Below are 13,847 nucleotides of genomic sequence, written 5' to 3'. Positions count from 1 at the left end.
TTCCGTGAAAAAACAAGCAATAGCCAGTTTGCTTTTAGGATGTGCAGCTTCATCACCAGCATTTGCATTAGATACTAATAGCGCCTATGACATGGAATATCAAAATGATTGCTCTACTAACATTTATTCTAGCTATTGTTCAACGGCCTCTTTTGATTTCTCTCCAATGCGATTAGATGGTGATATTACTCCGTCTAAAGTCGCTGAAAATGATACGTATGCAGACAGCACTCAATTACCACACTATTTACGAGTGTCGGACGAGCGTGATTGGGACTACCTAATGGAGCAGTCGTACACCATCCTTGGCTTGAGTGTTGCAACCGTTGGTTTAATGACATTTCTTCCTGAAAGCATTACTAAATGGGATTCAGAAGATTCAAGCATTAAAGGTCTGGGTTCTAAATGGAAAGATAACGTGAGTGCTGGTCCTGTTTGGGATAAAGATGAGCATTTCTTAAATTACATCATGCACCCATATTTTGGTGGTGTTTACTATACTGCCGCACGTCACGCTGGCTTTAATGAGTTCGAATCTTTCTTATATTCAACAACCATGTCTACTTTCTTCTGGGAGTATGGGGTAGAAGCATTTGCTGAAGTCCCTTCTATTCAAGATTTATTCGTAACCCCATTCTTTGGTGCTGTTGTTGGTGAGCTGATGTTACAGCAAGAGCTACGCATTACAGAAAATGGCGGTGAAGTCATGGGCTCAGATACTTTAGGTAGCGTGAGCCTGTTCTTCTTAAACCCTGTGGGACATATCCATTATTGGGTAACGGATGCATGGGGTGGCGATACTGAAGTTAACTTGGCATATAATGCATGGTTCAGTAATGGTGATGCCGCACAATTTGCTTATGATGCGGGTATGCCTTATACCGATCAGTTTGTGGGCCTTGAAGTTAAATTGAAATTCTAAACACTTTTCTTAGTTTAACGATTAAGGGCACTCTTTGTAGTGCCCTTTTTTATATCAAAATATCACAGGCACAAAAAAACCGAGACAGTCTCGGCTTCTTTGTGTCTTAAAGTGAGTTACTAAAGCATTATGCTGCTTTGTAAATTACTTTATTACCAGCAAGCTGCTCACGCACAACTAGGTTTTCTTCAACTAGCTTTTTCAAGCCACCTGTTGCCCACGCTGCTGCTTTTGTTTCTTCTTGACCAGCTTTAACACCGATCTCTTTTGAATTGATACCTTCAGGATTCTGGCAAACAATATCAAATACAGTCTGTTGCTTTGGCGTAAGAGCGATATCTGTCGCTACTGTTGCCGCTTTAGGTGCTGCTGCAACTACTGCTTCCACTTTCTTCTCAACTGGTTTAGCTACTTTTGCAGGTTTAGCTGCTTTTTTCACTTCAGTTTTTGGTGCAGTTGCTTTAATTCGTTTATGCAGCTTAGACTGTACTTTACGTTTGTGAGCAATTTTCATGAAACTTAAACTCCGTTGCGCTAACTCTATTTTTAAGCCGTTAAGACTCAAAAATGATAGCGGAAAAAAGATGTCAATTCCTAAAGTGAAACTCAAATAGTCGTATTGGAATTGGCGAAGCGCGTTTTATACCAAAAAACGCGCAATATTTATAGAGAGGATGACACTGTATGGCGAAAAGTACGGCAATTTTGCCAATTTTCTTACCAGAATGGCATTTCATCCGCAACAAACGGGTTTGTTCTGCGCTCATGACCAAAAGTTGACTCTGGTCCATGGCCCGGTACAAATTTCATCTCATTACCTAAAGGCCATAGTTTTGTTTTGATCGATGCAATCAGCGTATCAAAATCACCTTTAGGGAAATCAGAGCGACCAATGGCACCTTTAAATAATACATCACCAACAAATGCCATCTTAGCTTCTTGGTTAAACAAAACAACATGTCCCGGTGTATGACCAGGTGTGTGTAAAACATCTAACTTTTGATTACCGAATTCAATCACATCGCCTTCATTTAGCCATTGATTAGGCTCGAATGCTTCAGTGTGAGGGAAACCAAATCGTTCACTTTGATTAGGAAGCCCTTGTAACCAAAAGTTATCTTCTTTATGTGGGCCAATAATCGACGCATTAGTAATCGCAGCTAAGTCTTCAGTGCCACCAACATGATCGAGATGACCATGAGTTAATACCATGTGTACAACATCAATATTTAACGCATCAATTGCTTGTTTTAGCAATTGAACATCACCACCGGGATCGACAACAACCCCTTTCATGGTTTCATCGCACCATACAATTGAACAGTTTTGCTCATAAGGAGTCACTGGAATAATTTGATATTGTAAACTCATAGCTTTCTCTTCCTAAAATAGTTAACCCAAGAATAGCACGGCTCTTATTTTAGGGGAATTATGATGTTTCTTTTAATGGTAATCGTTAAATCACAGTTTGTGGGATTTGACTCCAATGATTATCCCACATTACATTGGTTTGATGACTAACCATCTCACCATTTTCAGAACGAGTAATCACTTTGCCAGTACCAGAGCTAATGTGCCACTGTGGTAAAAGGTTATCTCGACTATTGACTACCACGCCTGACGCATCAGCTAACGAGGCTATCTCGACCAATTGATTGTTTTTTAAATTCCAAACACCGTAACAATTCCCTCTGGGTGACGTAGCAACCACGAGATCGCCAAGTACAGCAATACTCGCTATATAATGATTAAATCGCAACCACTCCTCTGGTTCCGCATTTAATTGTTGTAAAGCCTCTCCACGTCGATGTACTGCAACCAATGGCACGCCATCTTCTGGTTCACCTCGATATTGCTGCCCACACAATACTCGACCATCATCCATCAAGGATAAGTGACGAATACTTAATTTATGATCCGCTAATCCAACGCGTTCAAGAACCTCACCAGAACTTGTCGATAAATATACAAGTGCTGGTTTCATTGATTCTAAATTAAGAGGAACTCGGCCTTTGGTATGAACACCACCAACCCCAATGGCTAAGGTCGTATCATCAACACGAATTACCTCATGTGGACCAATACCAAACCCTGAGAACTCTTTCACTTTTATTAATTGGGTTCCCTGCAATTGATAGACCCCAATAACTCCCTGACTGGTTTCTTTCTCTCCTTCAGTGGTGTAAAGCGTTAAGCCATCAGAAGAAAACACACCATGACCATAGAAGTAACGATTTGGCATTGATGGCGTAATTGGATAGCTTACGCCCGTCTTTATATTAAATAATTGCATGTAATTGCCAGGACGACGAGCAAATGCAACGGCCAGTTCACCGTTCGGCGTAATTGCAACGCCATGCCCTCTTGCTGGTAAAGGTACAGAATGAATAGGGTTTCCCTCATTATCTGCCACCACTGCGCCAAAATGTCCATTTGCTGTTCTAGAGCAAGAGATCAAAGCCGCATTTTTATCTGAATTCGGTGCGGATGAACACGCCGTTAGCCATGGTGACAATGTTATCGCCCCTAGGCTGCTTTTTAATAGCTTTCGTCTTTGGTTATTAATCGCCATCGGTTGCATTAAATCCTATAGCAATGTTCAATTCGATAGCCACTTCTTCGTGAATTAGGTATTTCAAATACTCTAATTTGTTATATAGAGCTAATGTGTTTTGATAACCAGATTTTGTCTGTAACTCAGCAAATAGTGATGACGATTCAGGCCATGTTTCTAACGTTGAATTAAAATGGTCTTCAATTCTATCAGCCAAATCAGCATGCCCTTGCTTACGTAAATAATCATCAAGTCCAACACCATTTGCTAAATATATGTTTTGCATCGCTTCTACATTGTATTTAAGCCAAGTAAGAGAGGTTTCTGAACGCCATGATTCCGAGAAATAAGGACGTGGTTGCCCTATTTTTGCAAGCGGACGGCTGAGTTTTTTCATACTGTAATCAAGCTGATTGGCAAGTAACGCAATGTATTCATTTAACCACATGGTTTCATCTAATTGAGACCACGGGTTAACTTGCCATGCTTGATCTACCTTTAGAGTATTAAGCGCTAAGTTTGCAGTAATGGCCTGACCTAAATGACATGACTCTGATGCTGGCAATGTCGAGGCTTTATCAAACAATAACCACTCTATGGCACCTAACCCCTGGGTTGTTACACTCTGCTGCTGAATTAATTCAGTATTCCAAATTTGATCTTTTTTCAACAGTTGAGACATTTTTCGCCCAGTGGTGTTTTTCTTATCTGGCCAAAACTGAATGTTCCAATTAACACTAAGTGCAGCCTCTGGCCCTCTTTGTTGACCTTGCAGTGCCATCCACGCTTGCATGGTTTGTTGCCACTGCATAACCACCGTTTCTTTTTTAGTTTTATTCGTACAATATCCTTCAAAACTCTCAGCCAATCGTTGACTAGATTCAACTAAACGCTGGGCTGACTGCTGCTCAATATAATAAACATGGTCAATCATATTTGTAGAATTCGGGACTTGATTAGACTCATTTGTACTTTGGCAGGCTGTCAGTAACACCGTACTGCTTAACAATAAATAGATAGTTTTCATTACTTACGCCTTATAACGAATCTAAAAATGCTAATAACGCATTACGATCTTTTGTCGATAATTGAATGACTTTATCTTTAGATTGCTGAGCCTCACCGCCATGCCATAAAATTGCTTCTAGTACATTTCTAGCTCGACCATCATGCAAGAACTCTGTATGTCCATTGACTTCTTTTGTATAACCTAACCCCCACAGTGGTGGTGTTCGCCACTCTTGACCATTAGCCAAAAACTCTGGTCGATTATCAGCAAGTCCTTCTCCCATATCATGAAGCAACATGTCCGTATAAGGATGAATTAGCTGATTAGATAACGCCGGTCTACCTTCAATTTTTGCTGTTTTAATATTCGTTTTATGACAACTTTCACAACCGATATCATTAAATAACTCTTGCCCTTTAATGACTTGAGGATCATTAACATTACGACGAATAGGCACGGCTAAATGTTGTGAGTAGAATTCAACAAAATTTAAGATCTTGTCACTCACTTCAGGAGTGCCACCATGAGGTAACCTCTCACAAATTTCTTGCGCTTGAGTACAATCATCTTTAGGGAACATATTACTGGTTAAGCCCAAATCACCATTAAAGGCCGCGGCATTTTGCTGCATAAGTGTTGGTTGTCCCGCCTTCCAGCCAAAGCGGCCTAACTCTAGTTGATTGGTTTCTACACTCCATACGCGATTAGCCTTACCAGAAACGCCTTGATCCTCTTTTTTTTGTTGTTCAGCAAAACCTAAAATTGTTGATTCAGGGATAGATTCTAATAACCCTAAACCAATCATTGGTGGCGCAATACGTGCAGACATCAATACATTATCAGACATCTCACCATACGCTAACTCTGTAATTGATAAATCAGGTTTACGCAATGTGACAACGTCACCACTAGCCAAAGTGATTGGATGGGCTGTATAATAGGTGATTTTAATTTGGCCTTCTGGTTCAATTCCTGGTAAAGCAAAGTCTTGTAATTGACCGCCGTAAGTTGGCTCTGGGATCACTCCTTCTAAAATGACACGTTTTTTCTGTTCAGGCGTTAAAGCAGGAATACTTAATCGCACTAACATAGAAACCGCGTTAGTATCCCCCTCTTTCGGCGTATGCCCTCGCCCATCTTTAATATGACAACTCTGACAACCATTGGTATTAAATAACGGGCCTAACCCATCACGGGCATCAGTAGACGCAGGCGCTTGCACCCAAGGATTACGAAAAAAGCTATTACCCACACTAAAATCGAGACGCTTACTCATTGGTAAGTTAGCAGCAGGTAGAGAAAAGGCATTCTGTCCATTTTTCTTCACACTGGTTTTTCCGCCGGAAGCTACATTTGTAAACGGTGAGTCTTCTGAATCACTCTTAGTAGACACCTCATCAGCAGAAAAAGAATAGAAAGAAAACGTTGAGAGTAAAGCTATTGCTCCAAGCATTACGGGTTTCATGGTATCGAACATCCTGACCATCATTAACATTGCTCTTATCCATATCTAGATAGGTATTATTTACTTGTTTTTTTTACGATGAGAACAATGTTAGAAAATAAAAGAGCTCAATCACTATATCGGGAGGGAGAAGTGATTGAGCTTGAGTACTACTGCTTTTTCTTAACGTTAAAATTAAAAATCATGATCTGCGGTATCAGGGTTTAAGCTTGTAATACCAATCACATTTGCAGCGCGCTCAATCGACGCGGTTTGTAGCACTAAAGACATAATTGATTTATTTACTAATGCATTACCCGCTGCATTGTCTGAAGCAATCAATTGGTCAAAATGTTGGTTATCTTTTTCAGCTGCCGATACTAACGTCCCAACTTGAGTGCGTGTTGCATCAAATTGCTGTTGAATCTCTTTAGCTGCCTTTGCGTCTTTCTTAGCAACTAAATCGTGAATACTTGGGCCTGATAATTGAGAGCCATCTGCACGAGTGTAAGTACCTGTATATACGTTATAGATACCTTGTTCATTATAGTAATGAGAGTTGTGCGTATTATCAGAGAAACAATCGTGCTCATCTTCTGTAGAATTGGCTTCTAAGGCTACCTTCATGCGTTCACCAGCTAGCTCACCTAATGATAAAGAGCCCATGCCAAACAGCATCTTACGTAAACCTTGCTCTGATGATTCAGATAATAGCTCTGCACGGTAATTTTTCTCACCTTCTTTCCACTGCTTTTCCATCCAAGACAAATCTTTAATTAGTAACTCAGAAGCTGATTTTAAATACTCAGCACGGCGTTCACAGTTACCGTTAGTACAAGCAGAACCAATAACATAATCGGTATATGGTCGCTCACCTGCCCCTGCATTCGTGCCATTTAAATCTTGGCCCCAAAGTAAAAATTCAATGGCATGATAACCTGTTGCTACGTTTGCTTCTGACCCGCCGAGCTCATTAAGATCCGCTAATTTATCTGCTTCTATGTTTTTCACATCAAGGGTTTCTGCACCAATTTTTATTGAGGTAGAAGCAACGATATTAGCTTTAGCACCGTCATTGCCTAATTCATATTGGTAATCATCAGCCACATAATCAATTAAGCCTTCATCTAATGGCCATGCGTTTAGTTGCCCTTCCCAATCATCAACAACGGCATTACCAAAGCGGAAGACTTCTGATTGTTGATAAGGAACACGCGCTGCTTTCCATGCAGTTTTAACCGTTTGTAAGCCTTTCTCAGATGGGTTATTCAAAAAAGTGTGAATGGCTTTATCAAGTTGCTGAGCTGTCGTTAAAGAATCACTGTATACCGCATGCGCAATATCTGCGTAATGTTCAACAACTTCTGTTTGAGTCGCGGCATAAGAAAACGCAGGTAAAGCAAAAAGTGAGACGGTAACAATATTTCGAGCAAATTTGACGTGGTTCATAAATCGTCCTTGTTGAGCAAATGAATAGAATTTGTAAACCATTAATTGAAATCTGTAAGAATTCATTAATGATAATAATTTTTATTTGCGTAATATACCGAAACCAAACAAGAATGCAAATATTTATCATTTAGATTAACAAGTCGACGATAAAGTATAAAAAAGCCCCATCCAATGATGAGGCTCTAGTAAGTGCTTTTTAGCGTTAAGTAAAAAGCAGCTATTTATCTAAATCAAGGTTATGTCCATGAGCAAGCTTTGCTTTTAAATAATGCTCATTGCCTTGCTTGATATGAGCATGCGTATTAACCACTTCTTCTAACTCAATACCGTAATTTTGAATATCTTCAATTTTCTTAGGATTATTGGTAACAAGTTTAATTTTAGAAAGTCCTAGTGCTTCAAGCATCTGAGCTGCTTCTTTAAAGTCACGTAAGTCATCACCAAAACCTAAGTGGTTGTTCGCTTCATAGGTATTCATACCTTGGCTTTGAAGCTCATAGGCATCCAATTTATTATACAAACCAATACCGCGCCCCTCTTGGCGAAGGTATAAAATAATACCGCCACTTTCAGACATACGATTAATGGTTTCTTCCAACTGTTCACCACAATCACAGCGTGATGAATGAAATACGTCTCCCGTTAAGCATTCTGAATGCATACGAACCAGAGGGGTTGTTTGATTCTTATCAGCGTGATTAAAGATAACAGCGACATGTTCTTTTTCAGTCTCTAGGCCTTCAAATGAAAGCATTTCTGCAGGGATATTACTTTGCTGCCCTACTTTTAACTCTATACGGGCTCTTACGTTTGCCATGCTGATTTACTGCCTTTTTCAATGAGAAGATCATATCTTCTACGATTTAATCTGATAAAAAGATCATAAGCATACCTAGCAAATATGCAAGAATCAAAAAAAAGGCCTAACAAATGTTAGACCTTTCTAAACTAATTAATACTTTTATCTATAAGGATCACATTGCTGCTTTGAAGATACTTACGATTTCTTCGTGCGTCGCTTGTTTAGGGTTTGTAAAACCACAAGCGTCTTTCAGTGCGTTTTCAGCTAGGGTATCAAAATCTTCTTCTTTAGCATTTAGTTCAGTCAAACCAGAAGGAATACCAACATCTTGTGATAATTGTTTAATCGCTTCTAATGCCGCTTGAGCACCTTCTTCGTTTGTCATACCTTCAACATTTACGCCCATTGCTTTTGCAACATCTTTTAGGCGCTCTGGACATACTTTTGCGTTATAGCTTTGTACGTGAGGAAGAAGAATCGCATTACATACACCGTGTGGAAGATCATAGAAACCACCTAGTTGGTGCGCCATTGCATGAACATAACCTAGAGAAGCATTGTTAAACGCCATACCCGCCATGAACTGTGCGTAAGCCATTTGCTCACGCGCTTCTAGGTTTTGGCCATCTTCTACCGCAGTACGTAAATGCGCTTGGATTAATTCCATCGCTTTAATCGCAACAGCGTCTGTAATTGGCGTTGCAGCAATAGAGACATACGCTTCAATCGCATGTGTTAATGCATCCATACCCGTTGCTGCAGTTAACGACGCTGGTTTAGCAAGCATTAACTCAGGATCATTTACCGACATTAATGGCGTTGTGTGTTTATCAACAATAGCCATTTTAATATGACGACCTTCATCAGTAATAATACAGAAACGTGTCATTTCAGATGCCGTACCTGCCGTTGTATTGATAGCAACTAATGGCATTTGTGGTTTAGGTGATTGATCTACGCCTTCATAGTCAGCAATTTCACCCCCATTAGCGGCAACTAAAGCGATGCCTTTCGCACAATCGTGTGGAGAGCCACCACCAAGCGAAATAACAAGATCACACTGATTTTCTTGTAGGATTTTAAGGCCTGCTTTTACGTTACCAATCGTTGGATTTGGTTGTGTTCCATCGAATACAGCAACGTCTACACCGCGCTCGGCTAATAGATCAGACACCTGCTTAACCATACCAATTGCAACTAGCACATTATCAGTAACGATTAACGCTTTTTTGTAGCCTTGAGATTTAATGCTGTCCATTGCTTCTGTAAGACAACCTGCACCCATTAAGTTTACTGTAGGGATAAAAAATGCACTCATAACCAACTCCATTAGTATTTATATAAATTTTAAGAACTGCTTATGTTGTAACATTGATGAGGTTAATAACTTTTTGATCTAAGACAAAAAATGAAACAGGTTTATTTTATTGCAATAAAACTGTGAAGTAGAGCATTTACACTAATGCGTAGGATCACATAAAAAAACGCCAATTTATTGATAATAAAAACAATAGATTAAACAATTAACTGGTGCCCGTTCTCTTTAAGCCATTTTTTACACTCTTGAAAATCTGGCATTACTCGTTCGACTTCTTTCCAAAACTGAGGTGAATGATCGTGATGAATGAGATGGCACAATTCATGAATCACCACATAATCCACTACGCGATTTGGCGCTTGCATAATTAACCAATTAAACTCTAAATCCCCGTAAGGCGTACAACTTCCCCAGCGGCTTTTAAACTCTTTAATACGAATAACCGCGGTTTCAACCCCTACCATCGGCGCATAGCGGTGAACTTTTTCACGAATTTTCTTTTCAGCATTCCGCTTATACCAATTCACCAAAGCGCGATTAATATACTGCGGTTGATGTTTAGGTTCAGGCACGGTGACCAAAATGCGCCCTGCGACCAATTTGGTTTGAGTCAGCTCACCCGCCACTACTTTTAAACGATAATTTCGCCCAAGGTAAGGGAAAGCTTCACCCGACACATACTCTCTCGTATTCGTTGGTGTCGCATGCTGATTTAACGCGAGCTTTTCGATAATCCACGCGTGCTTATCTGTAATTACCTTTTCTATGCGTTCAAGATCGAGCCTTCTTGGCACAACGACAATGACCTTTCCCTCTTCCACTTTAATGGACGCGGTTTTTCTGCGAGAAGTGCGCTCAATGTAAACGCAATAATTTTCTCGCTGGATCATCTCTGCCTTTTTCTCTTTTGCCATGCTACTTATTTCCAAACTTGGTTTTCGCCAAGTCCATAAAGCGATCTTGTAGAACCGTCACCAAGGCCTTATCACCAAAGGGTTGGTCAAGCACAGCACGTTTGATCTCTTTCTTCATGCGTTTTATTTCATCTTGCTTATTGAAGAAATCGACAATTTCCGTTGCTTCATCAAGCATAACCACTAACGCCTGGGTTACCGCTTTGATCTCATCATGGGTTGATTCGGCAATCACATCGCCATCACTGACGTTGGTGACTTCAGCGATAAGAATATTGTAAAAAGCGAACTCCGTTTCAGACAAACCGACATCTTGCGCCGCTTGTTGATACTGTGACCCAATATCCCCTCTCATTTCTAACATTAACTCAAGCTGCTGTGCCCATTTGCCTGCGGTTTTTTCGATAATGTCACGCAAGCGTAAACTCAACGAACGGTAATATTCTGGGTCTTCATCCAAATTAATTGTAATGTGGTGCTTAATGGCACTTTCTATTTCAGAGGCTTTTGATTCGTCCGATTTAATCGCTGTAATGCTTTCTTTAAAATTAGCCGCTAACAAATCAATCGGTGCGATTTTTGGATCAACACCTGTACTAAGAATATGCTCATCCACCAATTGACGCACTTTGGCACCAATCTCGCTCATATCTAGCCCTTCGTCTCGAAATTTGCTTTTTGAGGCATTGTGGATCTTGCCTAATAACTTCATATCAGGAATAAACGGAGCGGCTTCGGCATCAGGTAAGATAACGTTTAATTGCTTGGCAAACTGCTTAAATGCCATGTCAAACTGCGCTCGCACCGTTTCATCTTTTAATACTAAAACGTAATCATCAATATCGTCACTCGGTTTGCCATTTTTAAGTACCTGCTTAAAGAACGACATGGCACGCGTATGCTTGGCTTTCAGCTTTGGTATTTCATCTTTTAAGCTTTGATACGAACCTTCTATATCATCACTGCTGAACAACTCTAACGCCTCAGTAAGATGGGTCGCTAAACCATGATAATCCACCACATAACCACACTCTTTGCCTTTATAGGTTCGGTTCACACGAGCAATGGCTTGCATTAACGTGTGATCTTGCAGCTTTCTGTCGATGTACATCACTTGAGCAATAGGTGCATCAAAGCCCGTTAACAGCATGTCTTTGACTATCAAAAAAGCGGTATTATTAAACTTTTTATTTTTCTCTTCAGTGCCTTGTTTATCGATACCAAAAGGCTTTTTAAAATTGGCGATAACCTTCTTTTGATGCACTTTATCTGTGTATTGAGAGAGGTACTTTTCATCATTGTGATCGCCAGAGATAATCACCTCTGAGTGAGGCGCACCTAATTCATCTAAAGTCTTTTTAAAAATAGCCGCCGCATGACGACTGCCCACCACGATCATTGCTTTAAAGCCATCAGGACGAATATGTTCTTTGTAGTGTTTGATTAAATCGATACACACCCAACGAATACGAGCAGGCGCTTCACGAACCGCCTTCTCTACACCGTATTTTCTTTTGATCTCACGTTGTTCTTCTTCAGTGTATTCACCAAAGTATTCTTCAAACAGCTTATCGAGTGAATCACCTGCGACTTCCGATTTCACTTCACGGCCTTCATAAAGCAATTTAACCGTTGCCCCATCTTCTACTGCTTGGTTTATTTTGTATTCATCGATGTAACCACCAAACGCTTGACTCATTTTTTGAGTTTTCAGCAATGGTGTTCCTGTAAAACCAATTTTAGGCGCATTCGGTAACGCGGCATTAATCGTCATTGCCAAACCACCAAATTGGGTTCGGTGCGCTTCATCAGCCAAGACAATGATTTTGTCGCTTGGGTTTAAATCAACAAAGCCTTCTGCTACCGTTTTTTGTTTCTCTTGTTCTTTTTCAAGATCGGCAAATTTTTGTACCATCGCGGTCACAAGATCAGAGCTGTCTTTCTTTAGTAATTCTTTTAATTCTGCCACGGAGCCTGCGTTATACACCGTCTCACCCTGCGCATCACGGAAGGTATTTGATAGCTGCTCATCAAGCTGAGTTCGGTCGGTAATAAACACCAATTTGTACTGTTTTAATTCTTCATCACGACGCATTTTTACAGCAAGCATCACCATGGTCAGCGATTTACCACTGCCTTGTGTATGCCAAACTACGCCACTTCTTTCTTTTCGATCCTTGCCTGATTTCAAGCGTTCAATCACTTTATTAACGGCTCTATATTGCTGATAACGCGCCACTTTTTTAATTAAGCGACCATCATCAGTTTCAAATAAAATGAAGTTTTGCAGAATATCGAGAAAGTTTGAAATACTGAACATGCCCGCCAACAAACGCTGTTGCGCGGTAACTTCTGTTAATACCTCGTAACTTGCTGCTGGCTCGGCGGCTTGTTGCCACTCATCATGCTCTGTTGAGTTATCGTCACTCTCGTCTAACGCATCATCAGGGATTTGAACCGTAATAGCAGAATGAAGCGGCACGATATTATCGCGTAGTGATTGCTGCGCTAATTGTGCATCAGAAAAAGGATACGCGTCTTTCCAATCACCATAATGCTGACTGTTTGAGCTGATGGTGCCCACTTTGGCTTGATCTCGACAAGTCGATACCATGAGTTGGTTATACCAAAACAGTTTTTCGGCCCCTTCGTGATCATCGGTATGACGTAGATTCGCGTAACGGCGCAATTGATTAATGCCATCACTCATTGGCGCGGAGATATACGGTGATTTGCATTCAATCACAGCTAACGGAATACCATTAACAAAGCAAACAATATCTGGAATGATGCTTTGGTTTGTACCTTCTACTTTAAATTGGTTAGTACATAAGAATTCGTTATTGCTTGGGGTTTCAAAATCAACCAGTTTAACCGTCTGCCCTTTTCGCCCTTTGCCTAAGTCTTGTTCTACTGAGAGATAATTAACCATGGTTTGATAGAAGGCGTGGTTATATTCCATTAAGGCAGCGAAATTGGGATGCCTGACTTCACGAGAGACTTTGCGAAGGTTCTCGTCGCTTATCCACGGGTTAATACGTTTAATCGCGGCTTCAAGGCGTTTGACTAACACCACATCACGCAGGTAAGTACGCTCAGGGATGCCATCAGCACAGGCATAATCTGGCGACAGTTGTTTACCTTGAATATAAGTCCACCCTAGTTGAACCAACTGAGCAATGGCAGGGGCTTCTACTTTATTGAATTCGTGTTGGTTCATATGTACTCATTAAGAACAGTCTCGATAGCCTAAGTTTACTTTAAAATGAGTGCAAAAAACATTAATGAGCAAGCACTTAGATAAATTTCATTTTTTGGACACTTACCCCCTTATCATTCCAATTTACTATGTGTAATTATCACTTCAGACAGCAAAAACCATTACATAAAAGGAAAATACAATGGAACAACATGATTGGGATAACTATTCAC

The 13,847-nt window shown here is 40.4% G+C and carries 11 protein-coding genes; 1 reads left to right on the top strand and 10 read right to left on the bottom strand.

What is annotated here, in order from left to right:
* Positions 1-4: 4 nt before the first annotated feature.
* Positions 5-922, top strand: coding sequence for a DUF3943 domain-containing protein (locus PVK63_RS02445; RefSeq protein WP_130086842.1), 918 nt, complete (start codon positions 5-7; stop codon positions 920-922).
* 127 nt (positions 923-1,049) lie between these two features.
* Here the strand turns inward: PVK63_RS02445 and PVK63_RS02440 are convergent, their stop codons facing one another.
* The 10 genes from PVK63_RS02440 to PVK63_RS02395 form a co-directional block, all read right to left on the bottom strand.
* Complete coding sequence (locus PVK63_RS02440; RefSeq protein ID WP_130047850.1) at positions 1,050-1,436, bottom strand: hypothetical protein; 387 nt, start codon at positions 1,434-1,436, stop codon at positions 1,050-1,052.
* Between the two features lie 203 nt (positions 1,437-1,639).
* On the bottom strand, positions 1,640-2,293 hold the full coding sequence (locus PVK63_RS02435; RefSeq protein ID WP_130047851.1) for an MBL fold metallo-hydrolase: 654 nt from the start codon (positions 2,291-2,293) through the stop codon (positions 1,640-1,642).
* A gap of 85 nt (positions 2,294-2,378) precedes the next feature.
* Positions 2,379-3,494: a DUF1513 domain-containing protein gene (locus PVK63_RS02430; protein ID WP_165371179.1), complete on the bottom strand. Its 1,116-nt coding sequence runs from the start codon at positions 3,492-3,494 to the stop codon at positions 2,379-2,381.
* Entirely contained in the window at positions 3,484-4,503 is a 1,020-nt protein-coding gene (locus PVK63_RS02425) for an imelysin family protein (protein WP_130086840.1), read from the bottom strand. The genes PVK63_RS02430 and PVK63_RS02425 overlap by 11 nt, the downstream gene beginning before the upstream one ends.
* Positions 4,504-4,513: 10 nt before the next feature.
* Positions 4,514-5,950, bottom strand: coding sequence for a di-heme oxidoreductase family protein (locus PVK63_RS02420; RefSeq protein WP_130086875.1), 1,437 nt, complete (start codon positions 5,948-5,950; stop codon positions 4,514-4,516).
* Between the two features lie 174 nt (positions 5,951-6,124).
* On the bottom strand, positions 6,125-7,378 hold the full coding sequence (locus tag PVK63_RS02415; protein WP_130086839.1) for an imelysin family protein: 1,254 nt from the start codon (positions 7,376-7,378) through the stop codon (positions 6,125-6,127).
* 220 nt (positions 7,379-7,598) lie between these two features.
* Positions 7,599-8,198, bottom strand: a complete 600-nt coding sequence (locus tag PVK63_RS02410; RefSeq protein ID WP_130047855.1) for a GTP cyclohydrolase II — start codon at positions 8,196-8,198, stop codon at positions 7,599-7,601.
* 157 nt (positions 8,199-8,355) lie between these two features.
* Positions 8,356-9,501 (bottom strand): L-threonine dehydrogenase, encoded by a 1,146-nt coding sequence (yiaY, locus tag PVK63_RS02405; RefSeq protein WP_130086838.1) that lies wholly within the window; start codon positions 9,499-9,501, stop codon positions 8,356-8,358.
* 197 nt (positions 9,502-9,698) lie between these two features.
* The gene (locus PVK63_RS02400; protein ID WP_130086837.1) at positions 9,699-10,415 is read right to left on the bottom strand and encodes a M48 family metallopeptidase; all 717 of its coding nucleotides are present in this window, start codon (positions 10,413-10,415) and stop codon (positions 9,699-9,701) included.
* Position 10,416: 1 nt separating this feature from the next.
* Complete coding sequence (locus tag PVK63_RS02395; protein ID WP_130086836.1) at positions 10,417-13,635, bottom strand: type I restriction endonuclease subunit R; 3,219 nt, start codon at positions 13,633-13,635, stop codon at positions 10,417-10,419.
* Between the last annotated feature and the right edge of the window lie 212 nt (positions 13,636-13,847).

Source organism: Aliivibrio sp. S2TY2 (genome assembly GCF_028765525.1).
Classification (GTDB): Bacteria; Pseudomonadota; Gammaproteobacteria; order Enterobacterales; family Vibrionaceae; genus Aliivibrio; species Aliivibrio finisterrensis_A.
Note: the sequence above shows the minus strand (reverse complement) of the source record. Positions and strands in the feature narration are given on the sequence as shown.

Excerpts from the sequence above, each read along its gene's own strand:
- PVK63_RS02420 (WP_130086875.1), bottom strand. The coding sequence starts at position 5,950 with ATGAAACCCGTAATGCTTGGAGCAATAGCTTTACTCTCAACGTTTTCT.
- yiaY (WP_130086838.1), bottom strand. The coding sequence starts at position 9,501 with ATGAGTGCATTTTTTATCCCTACAGTAAACTTAATGGGTGCAGGTTGT.
- PVK63_RS02410 (WP_130047855.1), bottom strand. The coding sequence starts at position 8,198 with ATGGCAAACGTAAGAGCCCGTATAGAGTTAAAAGTAGGGCAGCAAAGT.
- PVK63_RS02400 (WP_130086837.1), bottom strand. The coding sequence starts at position 10,415 with ATGGCAAAAGAGAAAAAGGCAGAGATGATCCAGCGAGAAAATTATTGC.
- PVK63_RS02425 (WP_130086840.1), bottom strand. The coding sequence starts at position 4,503 with ATGAAAACTATCTATTTATTGTTAAGCAGTACGGTGTTACTGACAGCC.
- PVK63_RS02415 (WP_130086839.1), bottom strand. The coding sequence starts at position 7,378 with ATGAACCACGTCAAATTTGCTCGAAATATTGTTACCGTCTCACTTTTT.
- PVK63_RS02440 (WP_130047850.1), bottom strand. The coding sequence starts at position 1,436 with ATGAAAATTGCTCACAAACGTAAAGTACAGTCTAAGCTGCATAAACGA.
- PVK63_RS02395 (WP_130086836.1), bottom strand. The coding sequence starts at position 13,635 with ATGAACCAACACGAATTCAATAAAGTAGAAGCCCCTGCCATTGCTCAG.
- PVK63_RS02430 (WP_165371179.1), bottom strand. The coding sequence starts at position 3,494 with ATGGCGATTAATAACCAAAGACGAAAGCTATTAAAAAGCAGCCTAGGG.
- PVK63_RS02435 (WP_130047851.1), bottom strand. The coding sequence starts at position 2,293 with ATGAGTTTACAATATCAAATTATTCCAGTGACTCCTTATGAGCAAAAC.